This window comes from Pedococcus sp. P1_H8 (assembly GCF_056405175.1).
On the sequence record NZ_JBFUCP010000003.1, the window covers coordinates 49,592 to 66,312 of the forward strand.

Here is a 16,721-nt window from a genome sequence, read left to right on the forward strand (position 1 = left end):
CCGAGTGCACCTCGCCCACCCGGAGTCTAGTGGCCGCGGTCGAGCCACTCCTGCAGGTGCGGGGCCTCGGCCGCGATGCCCGTGGCGTCACCGTGGCCGGTCAGCACCACCGTCTCGTCGGGCAGGGTGAGCAGCCGGTCGCGGATCGACTCGATGATCGTCGGGAAGTCGCTGTACGACCGCCCTGTCGCACCCGGTCCGCCGTTGAACAGGGTGTCCCCGGTGAACACCACGTCGAGCGCGGGGGCATAGAGCGAGCACGACCCCGGCGTGTGGCCGGGGGTGTGGATCACGTGCAGGTCCACGTCGCCGACCGTGATCACCTGGCCGTCGGCCAGGTCGCGGTCGGGGGTGACGGGATAGATCTCGTCCCAGAGCATCCGGTCCGCAGGGTGCAGGTATGACGGGGCGCGCGTGCCGTCGCACACCTCGGCGACAGCGTTGATGTGGTCGTTGTGGGCGTGGGTGGAGATGACGGCGGTGACCCTGCGCTGGAGGTCGATCGACTTCACGATCTTCCTGCCGTCATGGGCGGCGTCGATGATGACGCACTCCTTGTCGTCACCCACCACCCAGACGTTGTTGTCGACCTCCCAGCTGCCGCCGTCGAGCTCGAAGGTGCCGGACGTGACGATCCGGTCCACGCGCACGCCACCCGCGGAAGGTGCGATGACCGGCATACCGGCGTTGCCCTGCTCGCTCACAGGACCACCACCGAGCGCAGCACCTCGCCGCGTTCCATCTTGTCGAACGCGCCCTCGACGTCCCCCAGCCCGATCCGCTCCGACACGAACGCGTCGAGATCGAACCGGCCCTGCCGGTAGAGGTCGACCAGCATCGGGAAGTCACGGCTCGGCAGGCAGTCGCCGTACCAGCTGGACTTGAGCGCGCCACCGCGGCCGAAGATCTCGATCATCGGCAGGGTGACCTGCTTGTCGGGGGTGGGGACGCCGACGAGCACCAGCGTGCCGGCCAGATCGCGGGCGTAGAACGCCTGCTCGTAGGTCTCGGGCCGGCCGACCGCCTCGACAACCACGTCTGCGCCGAAGCCGCCGGTCAGCTCACGGATCCGCTCGACGACGTCCTCGTCCCTGCCGTTGACGGTGTGGGTGGCGCCGAAGGACCTGGCGGTCTCGAGCTTCCGGTCGTCGACGTCCACGGCGATGATCGTCGTCGCACCCACGACGGAGGCACCGGCGATGGCGGCGTTGCCGACGCCACCACACCCGATGACGGCGATCGAGTCGCCACGACCCACGCCCCCGGTGTTGACCGCGGCACCGAACCCGGCCATCACGCCGCAGCCGAGCAGACCCACCGCGGCCGCGTCGGCCTCGGCGTCGACCTTGGTGCACTGCCCCGCGGCGACCAGGGTCTTCTCGATGAAGGCGCCGATGCCGAGCGCGGGGCTGAGCTCCGTGCCGTCCTCGAGAGTCATCTTCTGCGTGGCGTTGTGGGTGTTGAAGCAGTACCACGGCTTGCCCTTGGCGCAGGCCCGGCACTGCCCGCAGACGGCTCGCCAGTTGAGGATGACGAAGTCACCCGGCGCGACCTCGGTGACGCCCTCGCCGACGGACTCGACGACGCCAGCGGCCTCGTGGCCGAGCAGGAACGGGAACTCGTCGTTGATGCCACCCTCGCGGTAGTGCAGGTCGGTGTGGCAGACGCCGCAGGAGTGGATCTGGACGACCGCCTCGCCCGGTCCGGGGTCGGGCACGACGATGTCGACGAGCTCGACGTCGGCTCCCTTGCTGCGGGCGATGACACCCTTGACGGTCTGCGGCATGCGTGGCTCCTTAGTTCACGGGGCGGATGAGGGCGGTCGCGATCGCGGCGATTCCCTCGTCGCGACCGGTGAGCCCCAGGCCATCGGTGGTCGTCCCGCTCAACGACACCGGTGCCCCTGCGCACCCTGTCATGGCCTCCTGCGCCTCCGCGCGGCGCGTCCCGATCTTCGGACGGTTGCCGATGACCTGGACGGCGACGTTGCCGATCTCGAAGCCTGCCTCGCGCACGATGCGGGCGGCCTCACCCAGCAACGTCAGCCCCGACGCCCCAGCCAACTCTGGCCGGTCCGTGCCGAAGTGCACGCCGAGGTCACCGAGCCCGGCGGCCGAGAACAGCGCGTCGCAGGCCGCGTGGCAGGCGACGTCCGCGTCGGAGTGGCCCTCGAGCCCGGCCTCGCCCGGCCACCGCAGGCCGCCGAGCCACAGCTCCCGCTCCGAACCCTGCGGCGCGAAGGCGTGCACGTCCACGCCCACGCCCGTGCGCGGCATACCGGTGGTCCCCATGGCGTCCATCCAACCACCCGAGCCCTGGATAACAGGGTGAGCCGGGCACGTCCAAGCCGTTAGCGTTGCCGCGCATGACCGACCCGACGCCGACCCTGGCCGTCCCCGTCCTTGCCGGCGACCGGGTGACCCTGCGCCCGCACTCGCCGGACGACCTCGACGCGGTCTACGAACGCTGCCTCGACCCGGAGACCAAGCGCTTCACGACGATCCCGCTCGAGTACACCCGTGAGATGGCGCAGGAGTACCTCGCCGGTCTGCTCGAGCCCTCGACGGCGCTCGCCTCCTGGGCCATCGAGGTCGACGGTCGGTATGCCGGGACGATCGACCTGCGCGCGATGCCCGTGGACGACGGCGCCGGGGACCTGGGCTACGTCACGCACCCGGCCTTCCGTGGCCGTGGCGTCATGTCCGAGGCGGTCCGGCTCGTGGTCGCCCACGTCTTCGACACCCTCGGCTGGCAGACCGTCCGCTGGCAGGCGCACGTCGGGAACTGGGGCAGCGCGAAGGCGGTCTGGCGGGCTGGTTTCCCGGTCCCGACGTTCGTGCCCGACCTGCTCATCGAGCGCGGCCGACTCGTCGACGGGTGGATCAGCACGCTCCACGCGCCCGCCCCGGACGCGCCCATCGCCACGTGGGACGACGTCGTCGCCGCGTTGACGCTCTAGTGGGCGAGGTGGCGCTCGGCCATGGCCAGGTCGTCCGGCGTCGTGATCTTGAAGGCGAGCCGGTCACCATCCACTACGCGCACGTGACCACCCATCCGCTCGACCAGGGCTGCGTCGTCGGTGGCCTGCTCACCCGAGGCATGGGCGTGCACCAGCACCTCGCGCAGGAACGCCTGCGGGGTCTGGATCGCCCGCAGCTGGGTGCGGTCAGGCGTCGCGGTGACACGGCCAGCCGCGTCGACCACCTTGACGGTGTCCGTGACGGGTATGCCGGGGACGACGGCCGGGTGCCCGGACCGCACCTCGTGCACGAGGCGGGAGAACAGGCTGGCCGGCGCGAGGGCGCGGGCCGCGTCGTGGACCAGCACGATGCCGTCGTCGGGGCGCAGCGCCGCGAGGCCGGCGGCCACGGAGTCGGTGCGCTCGGCACCACCGGCGACCACGTCCACGTCGCCGGGCCTGCTGCTCCGGGACGCGATCGCGCCCGCCTCCCTCAGGTGGGAAGCGGGCGCGACCACGACTACGTGTGAAACCTCGGGCGCCGTCAGGGCGCGCTGGACAGCGTGCTCGAGCAACGGCATACCCGCCAACACCACAAAGGCCTTGGGCTGGGTGGCGCCGAGCCGAGTGCCTTGCCCTCCAGCGACGAGGACGACGGCAACGCTCAGGAGGCGAGCACCTCGTCGAGGATCGCCTCGGCCTTGTCCTCGTTCGTCTTCTCGGCGAGCGCGAGCTCGGAGACGAGGATCTGGCGAGCCTTGGCGAGCATGCGCTTCTCGCCGGCCGACAGGCCACGGTCCTTGTCACGACGCCACAGGTCGCGGACGACCTCGGCCACCTTGATGACATCGCCGGAGGCGAGCTTCTCGAGGTTGGCCTTGTAGCGGCGCGACCAGTTGGTCGGCTCTTCGGTGTGGGGAGCGCGGAGGACGGCGAAGACCTTGTCCAGGCCCTCCTGTCCGACAACGTCCCGAACGCCGATGTCCTCGCAGTTGTCTGCTGGAACCTCGATCGTCAGGTCGCCCTGGGCCACCTTGAGCTTGAGGTAGATCTTCTCCTCGCCCTTGATCGTGCGGGTATTGATTTCTTCGATGAGTGCAGCCCCGTGGTGGGGGTACACGACCGTCTCGCCGACCTTGAAAACCATGTGCTGTTTTCCCCTTTCGCGACCCTCAGAATATCACGCCACGCCGACGTCAGGAAAGCCAGCCAGAATGCGTTTGCGCAGGTCAGGGGCGCGCAAAGGCCTTGCGGGGCAACGAATTCGGTCTTGACAGAATGGCCACTTCCGTGCAACGCGCACGGGTGCGCACTCGGGTGCACAGGGTCGGCGCACGGCTGGCACCCGGCCGCTAGGCTGTCCCCCGTGACCCGCCGAACCTCGCTGGCCCCCCGTACCGGAGGCCGTTCCACCAGTCCGCGCCCCTCCCTGCGACGCCTGCTGCCCGTCGCGGTGGCCGCTGCCGCCCTCGCTCTCTCGGCCTGCCAGACGCAGTCGCCGATGCAGACGGACGTGCCCTACGTCGCGGCCGACGGCGTCCCCGTGGACCTCGGTGCCGTCCAGCTGCGCGACCTCGTCGTCATCAGTGGTGGCAAGGACAAGCCCGGCGTGCTGTCGGCGTCGGTCAGCAACAACGGTGGCGAGGCGCAGCGCATCGCGTTCGCCCTGCCCCAGGGCCAGCCCGTGTATGCCGAGGCGCCGGCCCACACCGAACGTCGCCTCTCCGACGCGACCCAGGTGCAGCTCCCGGGCGTGCCGGTCAGCGCCGGCGATGTCGTCACGCTGAGCGTGCAGTCCCCAAGCGCCCCCGCGGTGGTCGTCGTGGTGCCGGTGCTGTCGGCCAGCGGCTACTACGCCTCGCTCGCCCCGACCAACCCGCCCGCAGCGGAAACCCCCACGGCGACCGCGACTCCCTGACCTGCTGACCTGCTGACCCCAGAGCCACCCACCCTGCCCGCCCTGTTGGGAGTGAAACTTCCGGATATCCGGCAGTTTCACTCCCAACAGGGCGGGGTTGGGGGCCGGGTCGGGTCGGGTCGGGCTCAGTCGGACTCGAACTTGTAGCCCAGTCCGCGCACCGTCACGATGTGCCGTGGGTCGGCCGGGTCGGGTTCGATCTTGGCACGCAGCCGCTTCACGTGGACGTCCAGCGTCTTGGTGTCGCCGACGTAGTCGCTGCCCCAGACGCGGTCGATGAGCTGCATGCGGGTGAGCACCCGGCCGGTGTTGCGCAGCAGCATCTCGAGCAGCTCGAATTCCTTGAGCGGCAGCTGGGTCGGCTCACCCGAGACGGTGACGATGTGCCGCTCGACGTCCATGCGCACCGGACCGGCCTCGATCGTGGCAGGCAGCAGGTCCTCGGGCTCGGCCAGCCGGCGCAGCACCGCCTTGATCCGGGCCAGCAGCTCGCGGGAGGAGTAGGGCTTGGTCACGTAGTCGTCCGCGCCGATCTCGAGGCCCACGACCTTGTCGATCTCGCTGTCCTTGGCGGTGAGCATGATGACGGGGACGTTCGAGCGCGACCGGATCGCGCGGCATACCTCGGTGCCTGACAGGCCGGGAAGCATGAGGTCGAGGAGCACGAGGTCGGCACCGGCCCGGTCGAAGTCGGCGAGCGCCTCGGGTCCGGTCTCGGCGACGGCGACCTCGTAGCCCTCCTTGCGGAGCAGGTAGGACAGGGGGTCCGAGAACGAGATCTCGTCCTCGACGACCAGGATGCGCGTCATGCCGGGGTGTCTCCTCGGGTCAGGTGGGGCTGCTCTGGTGACTGGCTTGCCGAGTGGGGCGAGGACCCGCTGCGGTCGACCGCGGCAGGCAGCCGGATCGTGAAGGTCGACCCGCGCCCTTCCTCGCTCCACACGTCGACGTCGCCGCCGTGGTTGGCGCAGATGTGCTTGACGATGGCCAGGCCCAGGCCGGTCCCGCCGGTGGCGCGGGAGCGGGCGCCATCGACGCGGTAGAAGCGTTCGAAGATGCGCGTCTGCTCCGTCGTGGGGATGCCCTGGCCCTGGTCGGTCACGGTGATCTCGACCATCTCGCCCGCCAGCCGACCGCCGACGGCGACCCGGGTCCCCGGTTCCGAGTAGGCGATGGCGTTGCCGATCAGGTTGCGCACGGCGGTGACGAGCAGGGCCTCGTCGCCGAAGACCTTGAGATCGGGGGCACAAGCCTCCGCGATGTCGATCTGCTTTGCGTCGGCACCGACCCGGGAGTAGTCGATGGCCTCGTGGACGGCTGCCGTCACGTCGACGAGACGGGGTTCGTGGAGGGTGTCGGCCACCTGCAGTCGCGACAGGTCGACGATCTCCTTGACGAGCTGGGCCAGCCGATGGCTCTCGACCTGCATCCGCGAGGCGAACCGCTCGACCGCCTCAGGGTCGTCCTTGGCGTCCTGGATCGCCTCGGCCAGCAGGCCCAGTCCACCCACGGGGGTCTTGAGCTCGTGGCTGACGTTGGCCACGAAGTCACGCCTGACCTCCTCGACGCGCCGGGCCTGGGTGTGGTCCTCCACCAGGAGCAGCACGTGGCTGCTGCCCAGCGGGGCCACCCTGGCGTGCATGATCGAGCGGGCCTGGCCGAGCGGGCCGCGGGCCAGCTCGAGCTGGGACTCGCGGATCACGCCGTCGCGGCGGACCTGTCTGGCCAGGTGGCGCAGCTCGCTGTGGACCAGCTCCTTGCCCCTGACCAGGCCGTAGGCCGCCGCGGACGGTGAGTTGTTGATGACCTCGTCGGCCGAGTCGACGACGATCGCGCTGGAGCGCAGCACCGCGAGGACGTCGGCCACCCCTGATGGGAGCGGCGTGACCGGCAGGGTGGGAGGCACACTGGTCTGCTGGCGTTCCGAGTAGCGCACAGCGATGACGGCCAGGGCGCCGGTGAGCAACCCGGCGAACCCGGCCAAGACAGCAGCGCTGGTCGCATCCACACCATCAATGTACGGTGCGGCACATCCCCTTCCGAGCACGAAACGACACCCCAACGCACGGCTGTACCCAGATGTTCACCTGAGGTCACCCGATCGTTCACTGCCCCGTGGGAGCCTCGGCTCGCACACCTCACCACGCCCACCCGTGCCCCACACCCCTAGGGAAGCAATGCGCAACGCCTTTCACGAGGACCTGGACACCATCTCCGACCAGCTCGTCGAGATGACACGTCTGGCCGGGTCCGCCATGGCCCGGGCCACCACGGCCCTGCTCGACGCCGACATCCAGCTGGCTGAGTCGGTCATCAAGGCCGACAAGGAGCTGGACCGCATGCGCGAGGACCTCGACGCGCTGTCCATCGACCTGCTGGCCCGACAGCAACCGGTCGCCACCGACCTGCGCATGGTCGTCACCAGCATGCGCATGAGCGCCGACCTCGAGCGCATGGGCGACCTCGCCCGGCACGTGGCCAAGGTCGCCCGGCTGCGCTACCCCGACTCCGCCGTGCCGGCCGACATCCGCGCCACGATCCTGCAGATGGGGCAGGTGGCCGAACGCATCGTCGCCAAGTGCGGCCAGGTCATCGCTGCCAAGGACGTCGAGGACGCCAAGACGCTCGAGCGCGACGACGACGCGATGGACGAGCTGCACCGCACGCTGTTCAGCCACCTGATCGACGGCACCTGGAAGCACGGCACCGAGGCAGCCGTCGACATGACCCTCGTGGGTCGCTACTACGAGCGCTTCGCCGACCACGCCGTGTCGGTCGCCCACCGCGTCGTTTACCTGGTCACCGGCGAATGGGATGTCGCCGAGGACCACGAGGAGCAGGAAGACCGCGCCACCGGCCCGCAGTAGCCCCTCCGCCGCAGCGGCAACCCCTCCCCCGCAAAACGGCACTCACCTCACGCGGCAAAACGGCCGTTGCGTCGCGAAACGGGGTCTACAACGCCCGTTTCCCGACGCAACGGCCGTTTTGCTTGGGGTGGCTTTGACCCGTCGGGCGCCCTAGCGGCCCTGGTTGGCGACGGCTGCCGCTGCCTCGGCGGCGGCCTCGGGGTCGAGGTACTCGCCCGGCTTGGTCGGCATGAAGTCCTCACCGAGGGTGTAGACGAGCGGCTGACCGGTCGGGATGTTCAGGGCGGCGATGTCCTCGTCGCTGATGCCGTCGAGGTGCTTGACGAGCCCGCGCAGGCTGTTGCCGTGGGCTGTCACGAGCACCGTCTCGCCGGCCCGCAGGTCGTCCTGGATCGGCCCCTCCCAGTAGGGCATGAACCGCTCGATGACGTCCTTGAGGCACTCGGTGCGCGGCACCTCGATGCCCGCATATCGCGGGTCGCCGCCCTGGTCGAACTCGGACCCGGCCTCGATCGGCGGCGGCGGGGTGTCGAACGATCGGCGCCAGAGCATGAACTGCTCGTCGCCGTACTTGTCGCGGGTCGCCGCCTTGTCGAGCCCCTGGAGCGCTCCGTAGTGCCGCTCGTTGAGTCGCCAGTCACGCCGCACCGGGATCCAGTGGCGGTCCGCCGCGTCGAGCGCGAGGTTGGCCGTGTTGATCGCGCGCCGAAGCACCGACGTGTGCACGACAGTGGGCAGAACTCCCTTGTCCTTCAACAGGTTTCCACCGTTGACGGCTTCCTCGCGGCCCTGGTCGTTCAGGTCGACGTCGACCCAGCCCGTGAAGAGGTTCTTGGCGTTCCAGTCGGAGTGCCCGTGGCGCAGCAGGATGAGGGTGTATGCCATGCGGGCCAGCCTAGCGAGGCAAAGCGCCGAGGCTCAGTCGTGCTCCAGCAGGTGGCGGAACGCCTCGAGGTTGCGCAACGACTCCCCTCGCGACACGCGCCAGTCCCACTCCTTCTGCATGCTCGTACGGAACCCGATCGCGAGCAGTTCGTTGAAGTGCGCGTCAGCGGCTTCGAGGACCACTCCCAGCACCTGGTCGAGGTATGCCGCGTCGACGCCGCCCGCGGGTACGCGTCCGGTCACGTAGACATCGCCCGCCTTGTCGACCGAGTAGGCCAGACCTGGCAGTCGCAGGTTCTTGCGCAGCAGGTAGCGGTAGAAGGTCTCGTGGTTCTCGTCCGGGTTGCGGATGACGAAGGCCGACACCGAGAGGGCGTCCCCGCCGGCCACCAGTGAGACGACGGTCTTGAGCTTCTTCTCGCCCGGCAGGGTCAGGACGAACTCACCCTCGCGGGCACCCTGCTCCCACTCGATCTCGGCCCCCGCCAGGAACCCCTCGATCGTCGAGACCAGCTCGCTCACGGGACCACCGCCGCAGGGACACCGGCCAGTGAGCCGTTGGGAGAGGGAGCGTCGTTGGAGTAGCTCTTGGCCCGACAGGCTTCGACGTAGACCTCGTAGAGCCGCTCGGTCGTGCGGTCCCAGCCGAACAGCGCGGCGTGCTGGACCGCCTTGCGGCTCAGGGCTTCGCGCCGCTGCGGGTCCTCGAGCAGGGACTCGAGTGCCAGGGACCAGGTGTGGGGGTCGTGACCGTCGACCAGCACGCCGGCGTCCCCGACTGCCGTGGGGAGTCCGCCGACGTCAGCAGCGACAACCGGGGTCCCGCACGCCTGCGCCTCGACTGCGACCAGTCCGAACGACTCCGAGTGCGAAGGCACCGCCACGAGGTCGGCGGCGCGGTACCAGTCGGCCAATTCAGTCCTGGGCACCGGTGGCACGAACCGCACCTGCGCACTGATGCCGAGTCCCTCGGCCAGCTCCTGCAGCCCTCGCGGGTGCGCCAGGCCGGAGCCGGACGGACCACCGAGCACCGCGACGACCAGCTCGCCCGACCAGTGGGGATGCCGTCCCAAGAGCTCGGCCGCCGCCTTGATGAGCACCTCGGGCGCCTTGAGCGGCTGGATCCGTCCGACGAACAGCAGCACCTTGGCGTCCTGCGGCAGGCCCACGGCGGCACGCGCCGCGCGGGGGTCACCCGGCGAGAACAGGGACAGGTCCACCCCGGGAGGCACGACGACCACCTTGTCCGGCTCCGCGGCATACAGGTCGATCAGCTCGTGGCGCTCGCCCAAGGTGTTGGCGATGAGGCGATCCGCCGCCTCCACGACCTGGACCTCACCGATCTCGCGACCGGGCGGTTCGGGGGTGTCTCCCTCGGCGAGGTGGAGGTTCTTGACCCGCGCCATGGTGTGCATGGTGTGCACGAGCGGCACCTGCCAGCGGTCGGCGGCCAGCCACCCCACCTGGCCGGACAGCCAGTAGTGCGAGTGGACCAGGCTGTAGTGGCCCTCGGCCTCGTGGGCTCCGGTGCGCATCACGCCGGCGGCGAAGGCACACAGCTGCCCGGGGAGGTCGTCCTTGCCGAGCCCCTCGTAGGGACCCGCGGTGACGTGGCGGACGGTGACGCCCGGTTCCGTCTCGACCGTGGGGGGCAGATCGGCCGTCGTGGTCCGGGTGAAGATCTCGACCTCGACGCCCAGCTTGGCGAGCTGGTGCGCCACCTCGACGACGTAGACGTTCATCCCGCCCGCATCACCCGTGCCCGGCTGTTCCAGCGGAGAGGTGTGGACGCTCAGCATCGCGACGCGGTCGATGCGTTCGCAGCAGCCCATGCTGCGAGTCTGCCACGCAGCCGCCAGGACCCACGACGCCGGTGCACCACCCGGCGCACGAGGCGGCTCCTACGCCGGACGCGCCTGGGAGGACACGGTGAACGAGCAGGAGTCGGACCAGACATGGATGTCGGTGCGTCCCGCCGCCCGGATGTCGACGCCCCGAGCGACCCGCTGCGGGCCCACCCCGATGTCGGTGCGCAGGAAGGTGGAGAAGACGGCTCGGCCCTCGACCGCTCCCGGATCGATCCAGGCCGCCGAGTCACGAAGGTTGACTGCCGGGAGGCCCGGACGAATGCCGACCGTCAGGGGTTCGCGATTGAGGTGCCACACGACTCCGTCGGCGCCGTTGACCGAGGCCCCGATCTTGATCAGCCCGCCGGCCGACTCGATCCGCAAGGTCACCGGCAGGGAGCGCGACCCGTCGCCGAGCGTGCCGAAGTACGTCGCCCGCCCCGGCAGGAAGACCAGCTCGGTGATGGTCAGGTTGTCGTAGCTGCGGGTGACGCGCTCCTCGGTCCGCCCGTCGCCGCTGGTCGTGGCGCTGCCGTCGACGGCCGACAGCATCGACCCACCGATCACCGTCTGCAGCAGCAGGTCGTTCTCCCGGTTGATCCGCAGGCCGTCCGAGTAGAGCGACACGGTCACGCCGCCACCCAGGGTCGCCACTCCCTTGGCCTCGGCGTTCACCTTCAGCAGACCCGGTGCGACGTCGACGAAGCCTTCGTCGTGCCCGAGCCACGCGGGCAGGTTCGTGACGAGGCCGAGCAGCGCGAGGGCGCCCAGCGAGGCCACCAGCGCGACCATGCTGCGGCTGATGTCACGGTCCCGGCCTCGCACCCGCCCAGCCTAGGGCGCCTCGCCGCGTAGGCTGCCCGCGTGGCTGTGCAGCGACCGGTGGGCACCATCACTCGCGGCACCACCAACCCCAACCGGTTGCGCCGGGTCGACCGCTGGTTGGCCGGTCCCCAGGCCTGGCGCCTGCGGCGGGCCGTCGGTATGCCGGTCGTGGTGGACCTCGGGTACGGCGCCTCCCCGGTGACGGCCGTCGAGCTGCACGACCGCCTGCGGCGGGTGCGTCCGGACGTCCAGGTCGTGGGGATCGAGATCGAGCCGGAGCGAGTGTCGCTGGGCAGACCCCTCGAGCGTGAGGGGCTCTCGTTCCGGCTCGGTGGGTTCGAGGTGCCGATCGACGGGCGTCAGGCGACCATCGTGCGCGCGTTCAACGTGCTGAGGCAGTACGACGAGTCAGACGTGGCCGACGCGTGGGCGACCGTCCAGCACCGGCTGTCACCCGACGGCCTGCTCGTCGACGGCACCTGCGACGAGCTCGGCCGGCGCAGCGCGTGGATCGCGGTCGGACGGACCGGCCCCGTCTCGTTGAGCCTGTCGTGGCGGCTGCGGGGGCTCGACCGCCCCTCCGACATCGCCGAGCGCCTCCCCAAGTCGCTCATCCACCGCAACGTCGACGGCGAGCCGGTCCACGCCTGGCTCCAGGCGTTGGACAGGGCCTGGGTGCACGCGGCCCACCACGCGAGCTTCGGCGTGCGGCAGCGCTTCCTGGCAGCGGTCGACGCTGTGCGTGAGGACGGCTGGCCGGTCCAGGACGGGCCGGCGAGGTGGCGCCTGGGCGAGGTCACCGTCGACTGGTCAGCCGTCGCCCCCCGCCCGTGAGCGCCCCCACTGCCGCGGGCGTCAGGAGTCGCCTGCGTCAGGAGTCGCGGGCGTAGTCGTCCTCGAGACGGACGATGTCGGCCTCGTCGAAGTCGCCGAAGGCGATCTCGAGCAGTCGGCCCGGCCGGTCGCCCTTGTTGGCCATCCGGTGCACCGCGTTGCAGGGCACCCAGACCGGCTCGCCCGGTGCTGCCGTCCACGTGCGGTCCCCGACGGTGACCTCGATCGGCACGTCCAGCACCTGCCAGAACTCGCCCCGGTGGTCGTGGGTCTGCAGCGACAGCCGGTGGCCGGGGTCGACCGTGATGATCTTGACGGTCACGCGCTCGTTGGAGACGAACTGCTGGAAGTTCCCCCACGGGCGCTGGACCGTGAAGATCTCCTCACGCGGATCGGGCAGCTCGGCCACGTCCCGGCTCACCACGGTCCGTAGGGGCCCATGTGCTGCCCGCCGCGACCGCTGCCACTGACCTGCTGGAGGGCAGGACGCACATCGGCGAGGTAGATGCCGGCACCGACGATGGCGATGATCCCGACCGAGAACAGGGTGAACGAGTTCGCGACCGAGATGAAGCCGAGCAGTGCGGCGACGCCCGTCACGATGGTCCAGAACTTCTTGGTGCGCTTGCCCGCCGCGATGAACGCGTCCGGCCGGTGGCGCAGCGCGTCGACGAGGGCAAACACCTCAGCCGCGAAGGCGGCGAGACTGAGCAGCAGGATCACGATGCCCTGTGCGGAACCGAGCGCGGAGAACATGGGCACAGCCTAAGGGTCAGACGTCCACGATCAGGGTGACCGGACCGTCATTGACGAGCGTGACCTCCATCATCGCGCCAAACCGGCCCGTGGCAACCTCCACGCCGCGGGCACGCAGTGCCGCGACGACCGCGTCCACGAGCGGCTCCGCGACCGGGCCCGGCGCCGCGTTGTTCCACGACGGACGCCGACCCTTGCGCGTGTCGGCGTACAGCGTGAACTGGCTGACCACCAGCACCGGCGCGGCGTCGTCGAGCACCGAACGCTCGTCGCGCAGGATCCTCAGCTCGCTGATCTTGCGGGCCATGGCCTCAACCTGTTCAGGGCCGTCGTCGTGGGTGACACCGACCAGGGCCGCCAATCCGGGCCGGTCGATCGCCCCGACGACCTCGCCCTCGACCGAGACGGAGGCTCTGGTCACCCGCTGCAGGACGGCACGCACGTCGCCTCAGAGGTTGACGGCGACGATGCCGCCGACGACCTCGCCGTGCCCGAGCACGGGAGAGTTCTCGAGCTGGGCCAGCGCGGAGGACTCGACGCCGAGGCGCCGCAACGCGGCCGCCAGGATGACCGGCTTGGCCCGTGGGTACCCGTCGGCGACCTTGACCGCGACACCGCGCCCGTCGGCCAGCCCCACGGCATACACGGACTCCGCGCCGTCCTTGGCGATGAGGCCCGGGGTGGCCTCGATGAGGGCGGTCACGTCGCGATCACTGCCCCCCAGGTATGCCGGGTTGGCACGGATGGCGTCCGCCACCTCGCCCTCGTGCGTGGCGGGGTCGGCAGCGGCCATCCGGCCGAAGGCGCGGGCCAGCCCCGCAAGCGTCACGGCCATCACCGGCGCGCCACAGCCGTCGACGGCGACAGCGGTGATCTCGTCACCGGTCAGGTCGGCGATGGTCTGCGAAATCGCTTGCTGCAGAGGGTGGTTCGGTTCGCGGTAGGTCTTGGTGTCCCAGCCGTTGACGACACACGTGGCCAGCATCGCCGCATGCTTGCCCGAGCAGTTCTGCATGATGGGCGTCTTGGCCCCGCCCGCACGGATCACCGCCTCGCGAGCCTCCTCGTTGACCGGGTAGTCCGGCGTGTTCTGGAGGGCGGCTTCGGTCAGCCCCGCCGACGCGAGCATGTCGCGCACTGCCGCGACGTGGAAGTCCTCACCGGAGTGGCTGGCCGACGCGAGCGCGAGGTGCGCGGGCGGCATACGCAGCCCTGCCCGCACCATCGCCAGGGTCTGGATCGGCTTGTTCGACGACCTCGGGAAGATCGGGTCGTCGACGGCGCCGAGCGCCAGCAGGTGGCTGCCGTCGGGCGCGGTGGCGACCACGGAGGCTCGATGCGCGGACTCGACGAAGCCCCCCCGCACGTAGTGCGCAAGGACCGGTGCGTCGGCGAGGGCGGGCGGGGTGGCTGTCTGCGGCGTGCTCACCCGGCGAGCCTAACCACCAGTACTTCGCGGCTAGCCCCCAGACCTGCAACCCCACCTTTATCGGGTTTAGGGACAAACGTGCGCTTCACCCGGAAACCGTTGTCGGGTGAAGCTGGCAGCCTTCTTGGTGGCGGTGGCCGTCTTCTTCGCGCTGGTCGTCGCGCCCTTGGTGGCGGACGTGCTCTTGGCAGCGGCCTTCTTCGTGGTGGTCGCGGTGCGCTTGGCGGCGGTGCGCGTGCGGGTGGCGGAGTCCTTGACCGCGGCGCCGGCCTCCGTGGCCTCGACGACGATCGAGTCGGCGATGGCGTCGGCGGCGACAGCGGCCTCCTTGCGACCGGTGGTCAGCGTGGCCTTGGCCGAGCGCTGGATGTCGGTGGCGGACTTGCGCACGGTCGTGACCGCACCCTTGCCCAGGGCGAAGGTGGCCTCGGCCTGCGCGAGCAGGTCCTTGGTCGACTTCTGGGTGCGGACGCGCTTGACCAGCTTCTCGCCACGGGCAGCGGCGGTCTCGTAGGTCTCCTGCGCCTTGCCCGCCAGCTCGAGGCTGCGGTTGAGGGCGAGGGCCGGGAGCTCCTGCGCCTGCTCGGCGACCTCGGTCACGCGGACCTGGGCCTTGGTCTGCAGCGCGGCGGGGTCGAGGTCGATCCGGACGCCGGTGGCCTTGACGCGGGCGTCGCGCACCTTCTCGACGGCGAGGTCGGCCAGGCCGACGGCGGCGAACACCGGGGTGGTGTCGGTGACGGTCTTGCGGATGTCGGCAACGAATGCCATGTCATGCTCCTTTGTTGCGGGCGGTCTTGGGACGGGAGGTGGTGCCGGGCTTGGTGGTTCCAGGCTTGCTGCCGACGCCCACGAACGAGTCGTAGATGTCGAGCAGTGCGGCCTTCTGCCGGTCTGTGAGCTGCGGGTCGGCGCCGATGACGGCCCTGGTGTCGAGCGGTCCGCCGTGCGTCGCCGGGGCGTCGCCGTGCCGCTCGTCGAGGATCCCGGCCCGTACGTAGAGCGACTCCGCTGAGACCTCGAGGCCCTTGGCGAGCTGCTGGAGGATCTCGGCGCTGGGCTTCTTCAGGCCCCGCTCGATCTGCGACAGGTAGGGGTTGGACACACCGGCGAGCTCGGAGAGCTGGCGCAGCGAGAGCCGGGCGGACTGACGCTGCTCGCGCAGGTAGTCACCCAGGTTGTTGCCGCCCAGCGGCCCCAACGGAATTCGGCTCATGCCCCCAGTCTGCTTGCTCCAGTTAGCAGAATGCAAACTGGAGGCAGCGTGTTCCCCATCACACGGCATACATCCGGGGTGCCGCACCTTTATCGGGTTACCCGATAAAGGTGCGCTTCACCCCGGAACGGAAGTCGGGTGAAGCGCAACCATGTCCCTCAACCCGATAAAGGTGGGACCACCGCTCAGGTCAGCGGCGGCGGTCTTTGACGCCGAGCATCAGGCGCGCATCCTCGGTCGAGAGCGCCGGGCGTTGCATCACCTCTGCGAGGTGGGCGACCCGCTCCACGAGCTGGGAGTTGCGCTCGACGGGTATGCCGCGGGCGAAGACCACGTTGTCCTCCATCCCCACCCGCAGGTGGCCACCGGCGGCCAGGGCCGCTGCCGCGACCGGCAGGTGGCTGCGACCGATGCCCGTCGCGGACCACGAGGTGACCTCGGGCGGGAGCATCGCCACACCGGCCAGCAGCGCAGCGGGCGTGCCCGGCATACCGCCCGGCACCCCGGTCACGAAGTCGACGTGCACCTTGCCCCCGAACGGGAGGCCGTGGCTGTCGATGAGGCGGGCGAGCGACGCGACGTGGCCCAGGTCGAACAGCTCGAACTCGGGGACCACCTCGCGCTCCTGGGCCTGCACGTAGAGGTCGGACATGAAGCCGTAGGGGTTGAGGAAGACGTCGTCGCCGAAGTTCGTGGTGCCGCAGGTGAGCGAGCACGAGTCGGGTTCGGCGTCGAGGACCGTGAGCCGCTGGTCGAGCGGGTCGTGCACGCTGCCCCCGGTCGACAGCTGGATGACCAGGGAGGTGCGCTCACGGAGCGCGTCCACGGCAGCCTTGAGGTAGCCGCCGTCCAAGGTCGGCCGGTGCTCACCGTCGCGGATGTGCAGGTGGATCATCGAGGCACCCGCCGACTCGCAGGCCACGGCCGTCTCGACGAGCTCCTCGAGCGTCGTGGGCAGCTGCGGGAAGTCCGCCTTGGCCAGTTCCGCACCGGTGGGCGCGACGGTGATCAGGGTGCCGGTCGTGGGAGCCATGGGCGCCATCATGACAGCCGCTCCCACCGCCATCATCAGGGCCGCTCCAGCACGGGGAACCGGGTTCCCGAGTCGTTGTGTGGGAGACTGTCGGCGCTCACAGCAATCGAAACCAACCGGGGCTCATCGACCGCGCCCAGACAGTGAAAGCA

22 protein-coding genes are annotated in these 16,721 nt (G+C 70.2%); 4 read left to right on the forward strand and 18 right to left on the reverse strand.

Features of this window, described 5'->3' with window-relative positions; all coding sequences use genetic code 11:
- Positions 1–26: 26 nt before the first annotated feature.
- Genes AC1DYG_RS03650 through ispF form a run of 3 tightly spaced genes read right to left on the reverse strand, consistent with a single transcriptional unit; the run spans position 27 to position 2,300 of the window.
- Positions 27–680 (reverse strand): MBL fold metallo-hydrolase, encoded by a 654-nt coding sequence (locus AC1DYG_RS03650; protein WP_477638864.1) that lies wholly within the window; start codon positions 678–680, stop codon positions 27–29.
- 20 nt (positions 681–700) lie between these two features.
- Positions 701–1,786 carry an S-(hydroxymethyl)mycothiol dehydrogenase gene (locus AC1DYG_RS03655; RefSeq protein ID WP_477638542.1) on the reverse strand — a complete coding sequence of 362 codons (1,086 nt, stop codon included), beginning with the start codon at positions 1,784–1,786 and terminating at the stop codon, positions 701–703.
- A 10-nt stretch (positions 1,787–1,796) separates the two neighbouring features.
- Positions 1,797–2,300, reverse strand: a complete 504-nt coding sequence (ispF, locus tag AC1DYG_RS03660) for a 2-C-methyl-D-erythritol 2,4-cyclodiphosphate synthase (protein ID WP_477638543.1) — start codon at positions 2,298–2,300, stop codon at positions 1,797–1,799.
- 65 nt (positions 2,301–2,365) lie between these two features.
- Here ispF and AC1DYG_RS03665 point away from each other — a divergent pair, with 65 nt between their 5' ends.
- Positions 2,366–2,959, forward strand: coding sequence for a GNAT family N-acetyltransferase (locus AC1DYG_RS03665; RefSeq protein ID WP_477638544.1), 594 nt, complete (start codon positions 2,366–2,368; stop codon positions 2,957–2,959).
- Here the strand turns inward: AC1DYG_RS03665 and ispD are convergent.
- The gene (gene ispD / locus AC1DYG_RS03670; RefSeq protein ID WP_477638865.1) at positions 2,956–3,627 is read right to left on the reverse strand and encodes a 2-C-methyl-D-erythritol 4-phosphate cytidylyltransferase; all 672 of its coding nucleotides are present in this window, start codon (positions 3,625–3,627) and stop codon (positions 2,956–2,958) included. The genes AC1DYG_RS03665 and ispD overlap by 4 nt on opposite strands.
- Complete coding sequence (locus AC1DYG_RS03675; RefSeq protein WP_056922091.1) at positions 3,624–4,106, reverse strand: CarD family transcriptional regulator; 483 nt, start codon at positions 4,104–4,106, stop codon at positions 3,624–3,626. The genes ispD and AC1DYG_RS03675 overlap by 4 nt, the downstream gene beginning before the upstream one ends.
- 219 nt (positions 4,107–4,325) lie before the next feature.
- On the opposite strand from AC1DYG_RS03675, the gene AC1DYG_RS03680 reads away from it, so the two are divergent.
- Positions 4,326–4,877 (forward strand): hypothetical protein, encoded by a 552-nt coding sequence (locus AC1DYG_RS03680; RefSeq protein WP_477638545.1) that lies wholly within the window; start codon positions 4,326–4,328, stop codon positions 4,875–4,877.
- A gap of 125 nt (positions 4,878–5,002) precedes the next feature.
- Here the strand turns inward: AC1DYG_RS03680 and AC1DYG_RS03685 are convergent, their stop codons facing one another.
- Both AC1DYG_RS03685 and AC1DYG_RS03690 read right to left on the reverse strand, forming a co-directional pair.
- Complete coding sequence (locus AC1DYG_RS03685) at positions 5,003–5,686, reverse strand: winged helix-turn-helix domain-containing protein (protein WP_477618376.1); 684 nt, start codon at positions 5,684–5,686, stop codon at positions 5,003–5,005.
- A complete protein-coding gene (locus tag AC1DYG_RS03690; RefSeq protein ID WP_477638546.1) occupies positions 5,683–6,885 on the reverse strand; it encodes a sensor histidine kinase in 1,203 nt (400 codons plus the stop codon). Before AC1DYG_RS03690 ends, AC1DYG_RS03685 begins: the two co-directional genes overlap by 4 nt.
- A 169-nt stretch (positions 6,886–7,054) precedes the next feature.
- Between AC1DYG_RS03690 and phoU the strand changes: the two genes are divergently transcribed.
- Positions 7,055–7,744 (forward strand): phosphate signaling complex protein PhoU, encoded by a 690-nt coding sequence (gene phoU / locus AC1DYG_RS03695; RefSeq protein ID WP_477618378.1) that lies wholly within the window; start codon positions 7,055–7,057, stop codon positions 7,742–7,744.
- A 150-nt stretch (positions 7,745–7,894) separates the two neighbouring features.
- Here phoU and AC1DYG_RS03700 read toward each other — a convergent pair whose 3' ends face one another.
- The 4 genes from AC1DYG_RS03700 to AC1DYG_RS03715 form a co-directional block, all read right to left on the reverse strand.
- Positions 7,895–8,629 (reverse strand): phosphoglyceromutase, encoded by a 735-nt coding sequence (locus AC1DYG_RS03700; RefSeq protein WP_477638547.1) that lies wholly within the window; start codon positions 8,627–8,629, stop codon positions 7,895–7,897.
- 33 nt (positions 8,630–8,662) lie between these two features.
- On the reverse strand, positions 8,663–9,151 hold the full coding sequence (locus AC1DYG_RS03705; RefSeq protein WP_477638548.1) for a YbjN domain-containing protein: 489 nt from the start codon (positions 9,149–9,151) through the stop codon (positions 8,663–8,665).
- Positions 9,148–10,461 (reverse strand): D-inositol-3-phosphate glycosyltransferase, encoded by a 1,314-nt coding sequence (mshA, locus tag AC1DYG_RS03710; RefSeq protein ID WP_477638549.1) that lies wholly within the window; start codon positions 10,459–10,461, stop codon positions 9,148–9,150. The genes AC1DYG_RS03705 and mshA overlap by 4 nt, the downstream gene beginning before the upstream one ends.
- 69 nt (positions 10,462–10,530) lie before the next feature.
- Positions 10,531–11,301 carry a hypothetical protein gene (locus tag AC1DYG_RS03715; RefSeq protein WP_477638550.1) on the reverse strand — a complete coding sequence of 257 codons (771 nt, stop codon included), beginning with the start codon at positions 11,299–11,301 and terminating at the stop codon, positions 10,531–10,533.
- A 45-nt stretch (positions 11,302–11,346) separates the two neighbouring features.
- Here AC1DYG_RS03715 and AC1DYG_RS03720 point away from each other — a divergent pair, with 45 nt between their 5' ends.
- Complete coding sequence (locus AC1DYG_RS03720) at positions 11,347–12,135, forward strand: class I SAM-dependent methyltransferase (protein WP_477638866.1); 789 nt, start codon at positions 11,347–11,349, stop codon at positions 12,133–12,135.
- 37 nt (positions 12,136–12,172) lie between these two features.
- Here AC1DYG_RS03720 and AC1DYG_RS03725 read toward each other — a convergent pair whose 3' ends face one another.
- The 7 genes from AC1DYG_RS03725 to AC1DYG_RS03755 form a co-directional block, all read right to left on the reverse strand.
- A complete protein-coding gene (locus AC1DYG_RS03725) occupies positions 12,173–12,556 on the reverse strand; it encodes a phosphomannose isomerase type II C-terminal cupin domain (protein ID WP_477638551.1) in 384 nt (127 codons plus the stop codon).
- Entirely contained in the window at positions 12,553–12,891 is a 339-nt protein-coding gene (locus AC1DYG_RS03730) for a DUF2516 family protein (protein ID WP_477638552.1), read from the reverse strand. Before AC1DYG_RS03730 ends, AC1DYG_RS03725 begins: the two co-directional genes overlap by 4 nt.
- 16 nt (positions 12,892–12,907) lie before the next feature.
- A complete protein-coding gene (dtd, locus tag AC1DYG_RS03735) occupies positions 12,908–13,333 on the reverse strand; it encodes a D-aminoacyl-tRNA deacylase (RefSeq protein ID WP_477638553.1) in 426 nt (141 codons plus the stop codon).
- Positions 13,334–13,339: 6 nt separating this feature from the next.
- Positions 13,340–14,320 carry an asparaginase gene (locus AC1DYG_RS03740; RefSeq protein WP_477638554.1) on the reverse strand — a complete coding sequence of 327 codons (981 nt, stop codon included), beginning with the start codon at positions 14,318–14,320 and terminating at the stop codon, positions 13,340–13,342.
- A gap of 66 nt (positions 14,321–14,386) precedes the next feature.
- The gene (locus AC1DYG_RS03745) at positions 14,387–15,091 is read right to left on the reverse strand and encodes a hypothetical protein (RefSeq protein ID WP_477638555.1); all 705 of its coding nucleotides are present in this window, start codon (positions 15,089–15,091) and stop codon (positions 14,387–14,389) included.
- Between the two features lies 1 nt (position 15,092).
- A complete protein-coding gene (locus tag AC1DYG_RS03750) occupies positions 15,093–15,536 on the reverse strand; it encodes a helix-turn-helix domain-containing protein (RefSeq protein ID WP_477638556.1) in 444 nt (147 codons plus the stop codon).
- Positions 15,537–15,726: 190 nt separating this feature from the next.
- Entirely contained in the window at positions 15,727–16,569 is an 843-nt protein-coding gene (locus AC1DYG_RS03755) for a beta-keto acid cleavage family enzyme (RefSeq protein WP_477638557.1), read from the reverse strand.
- Between the last annotated feature and the right edge of the window lie 152 nt (positions 16,570–16,721).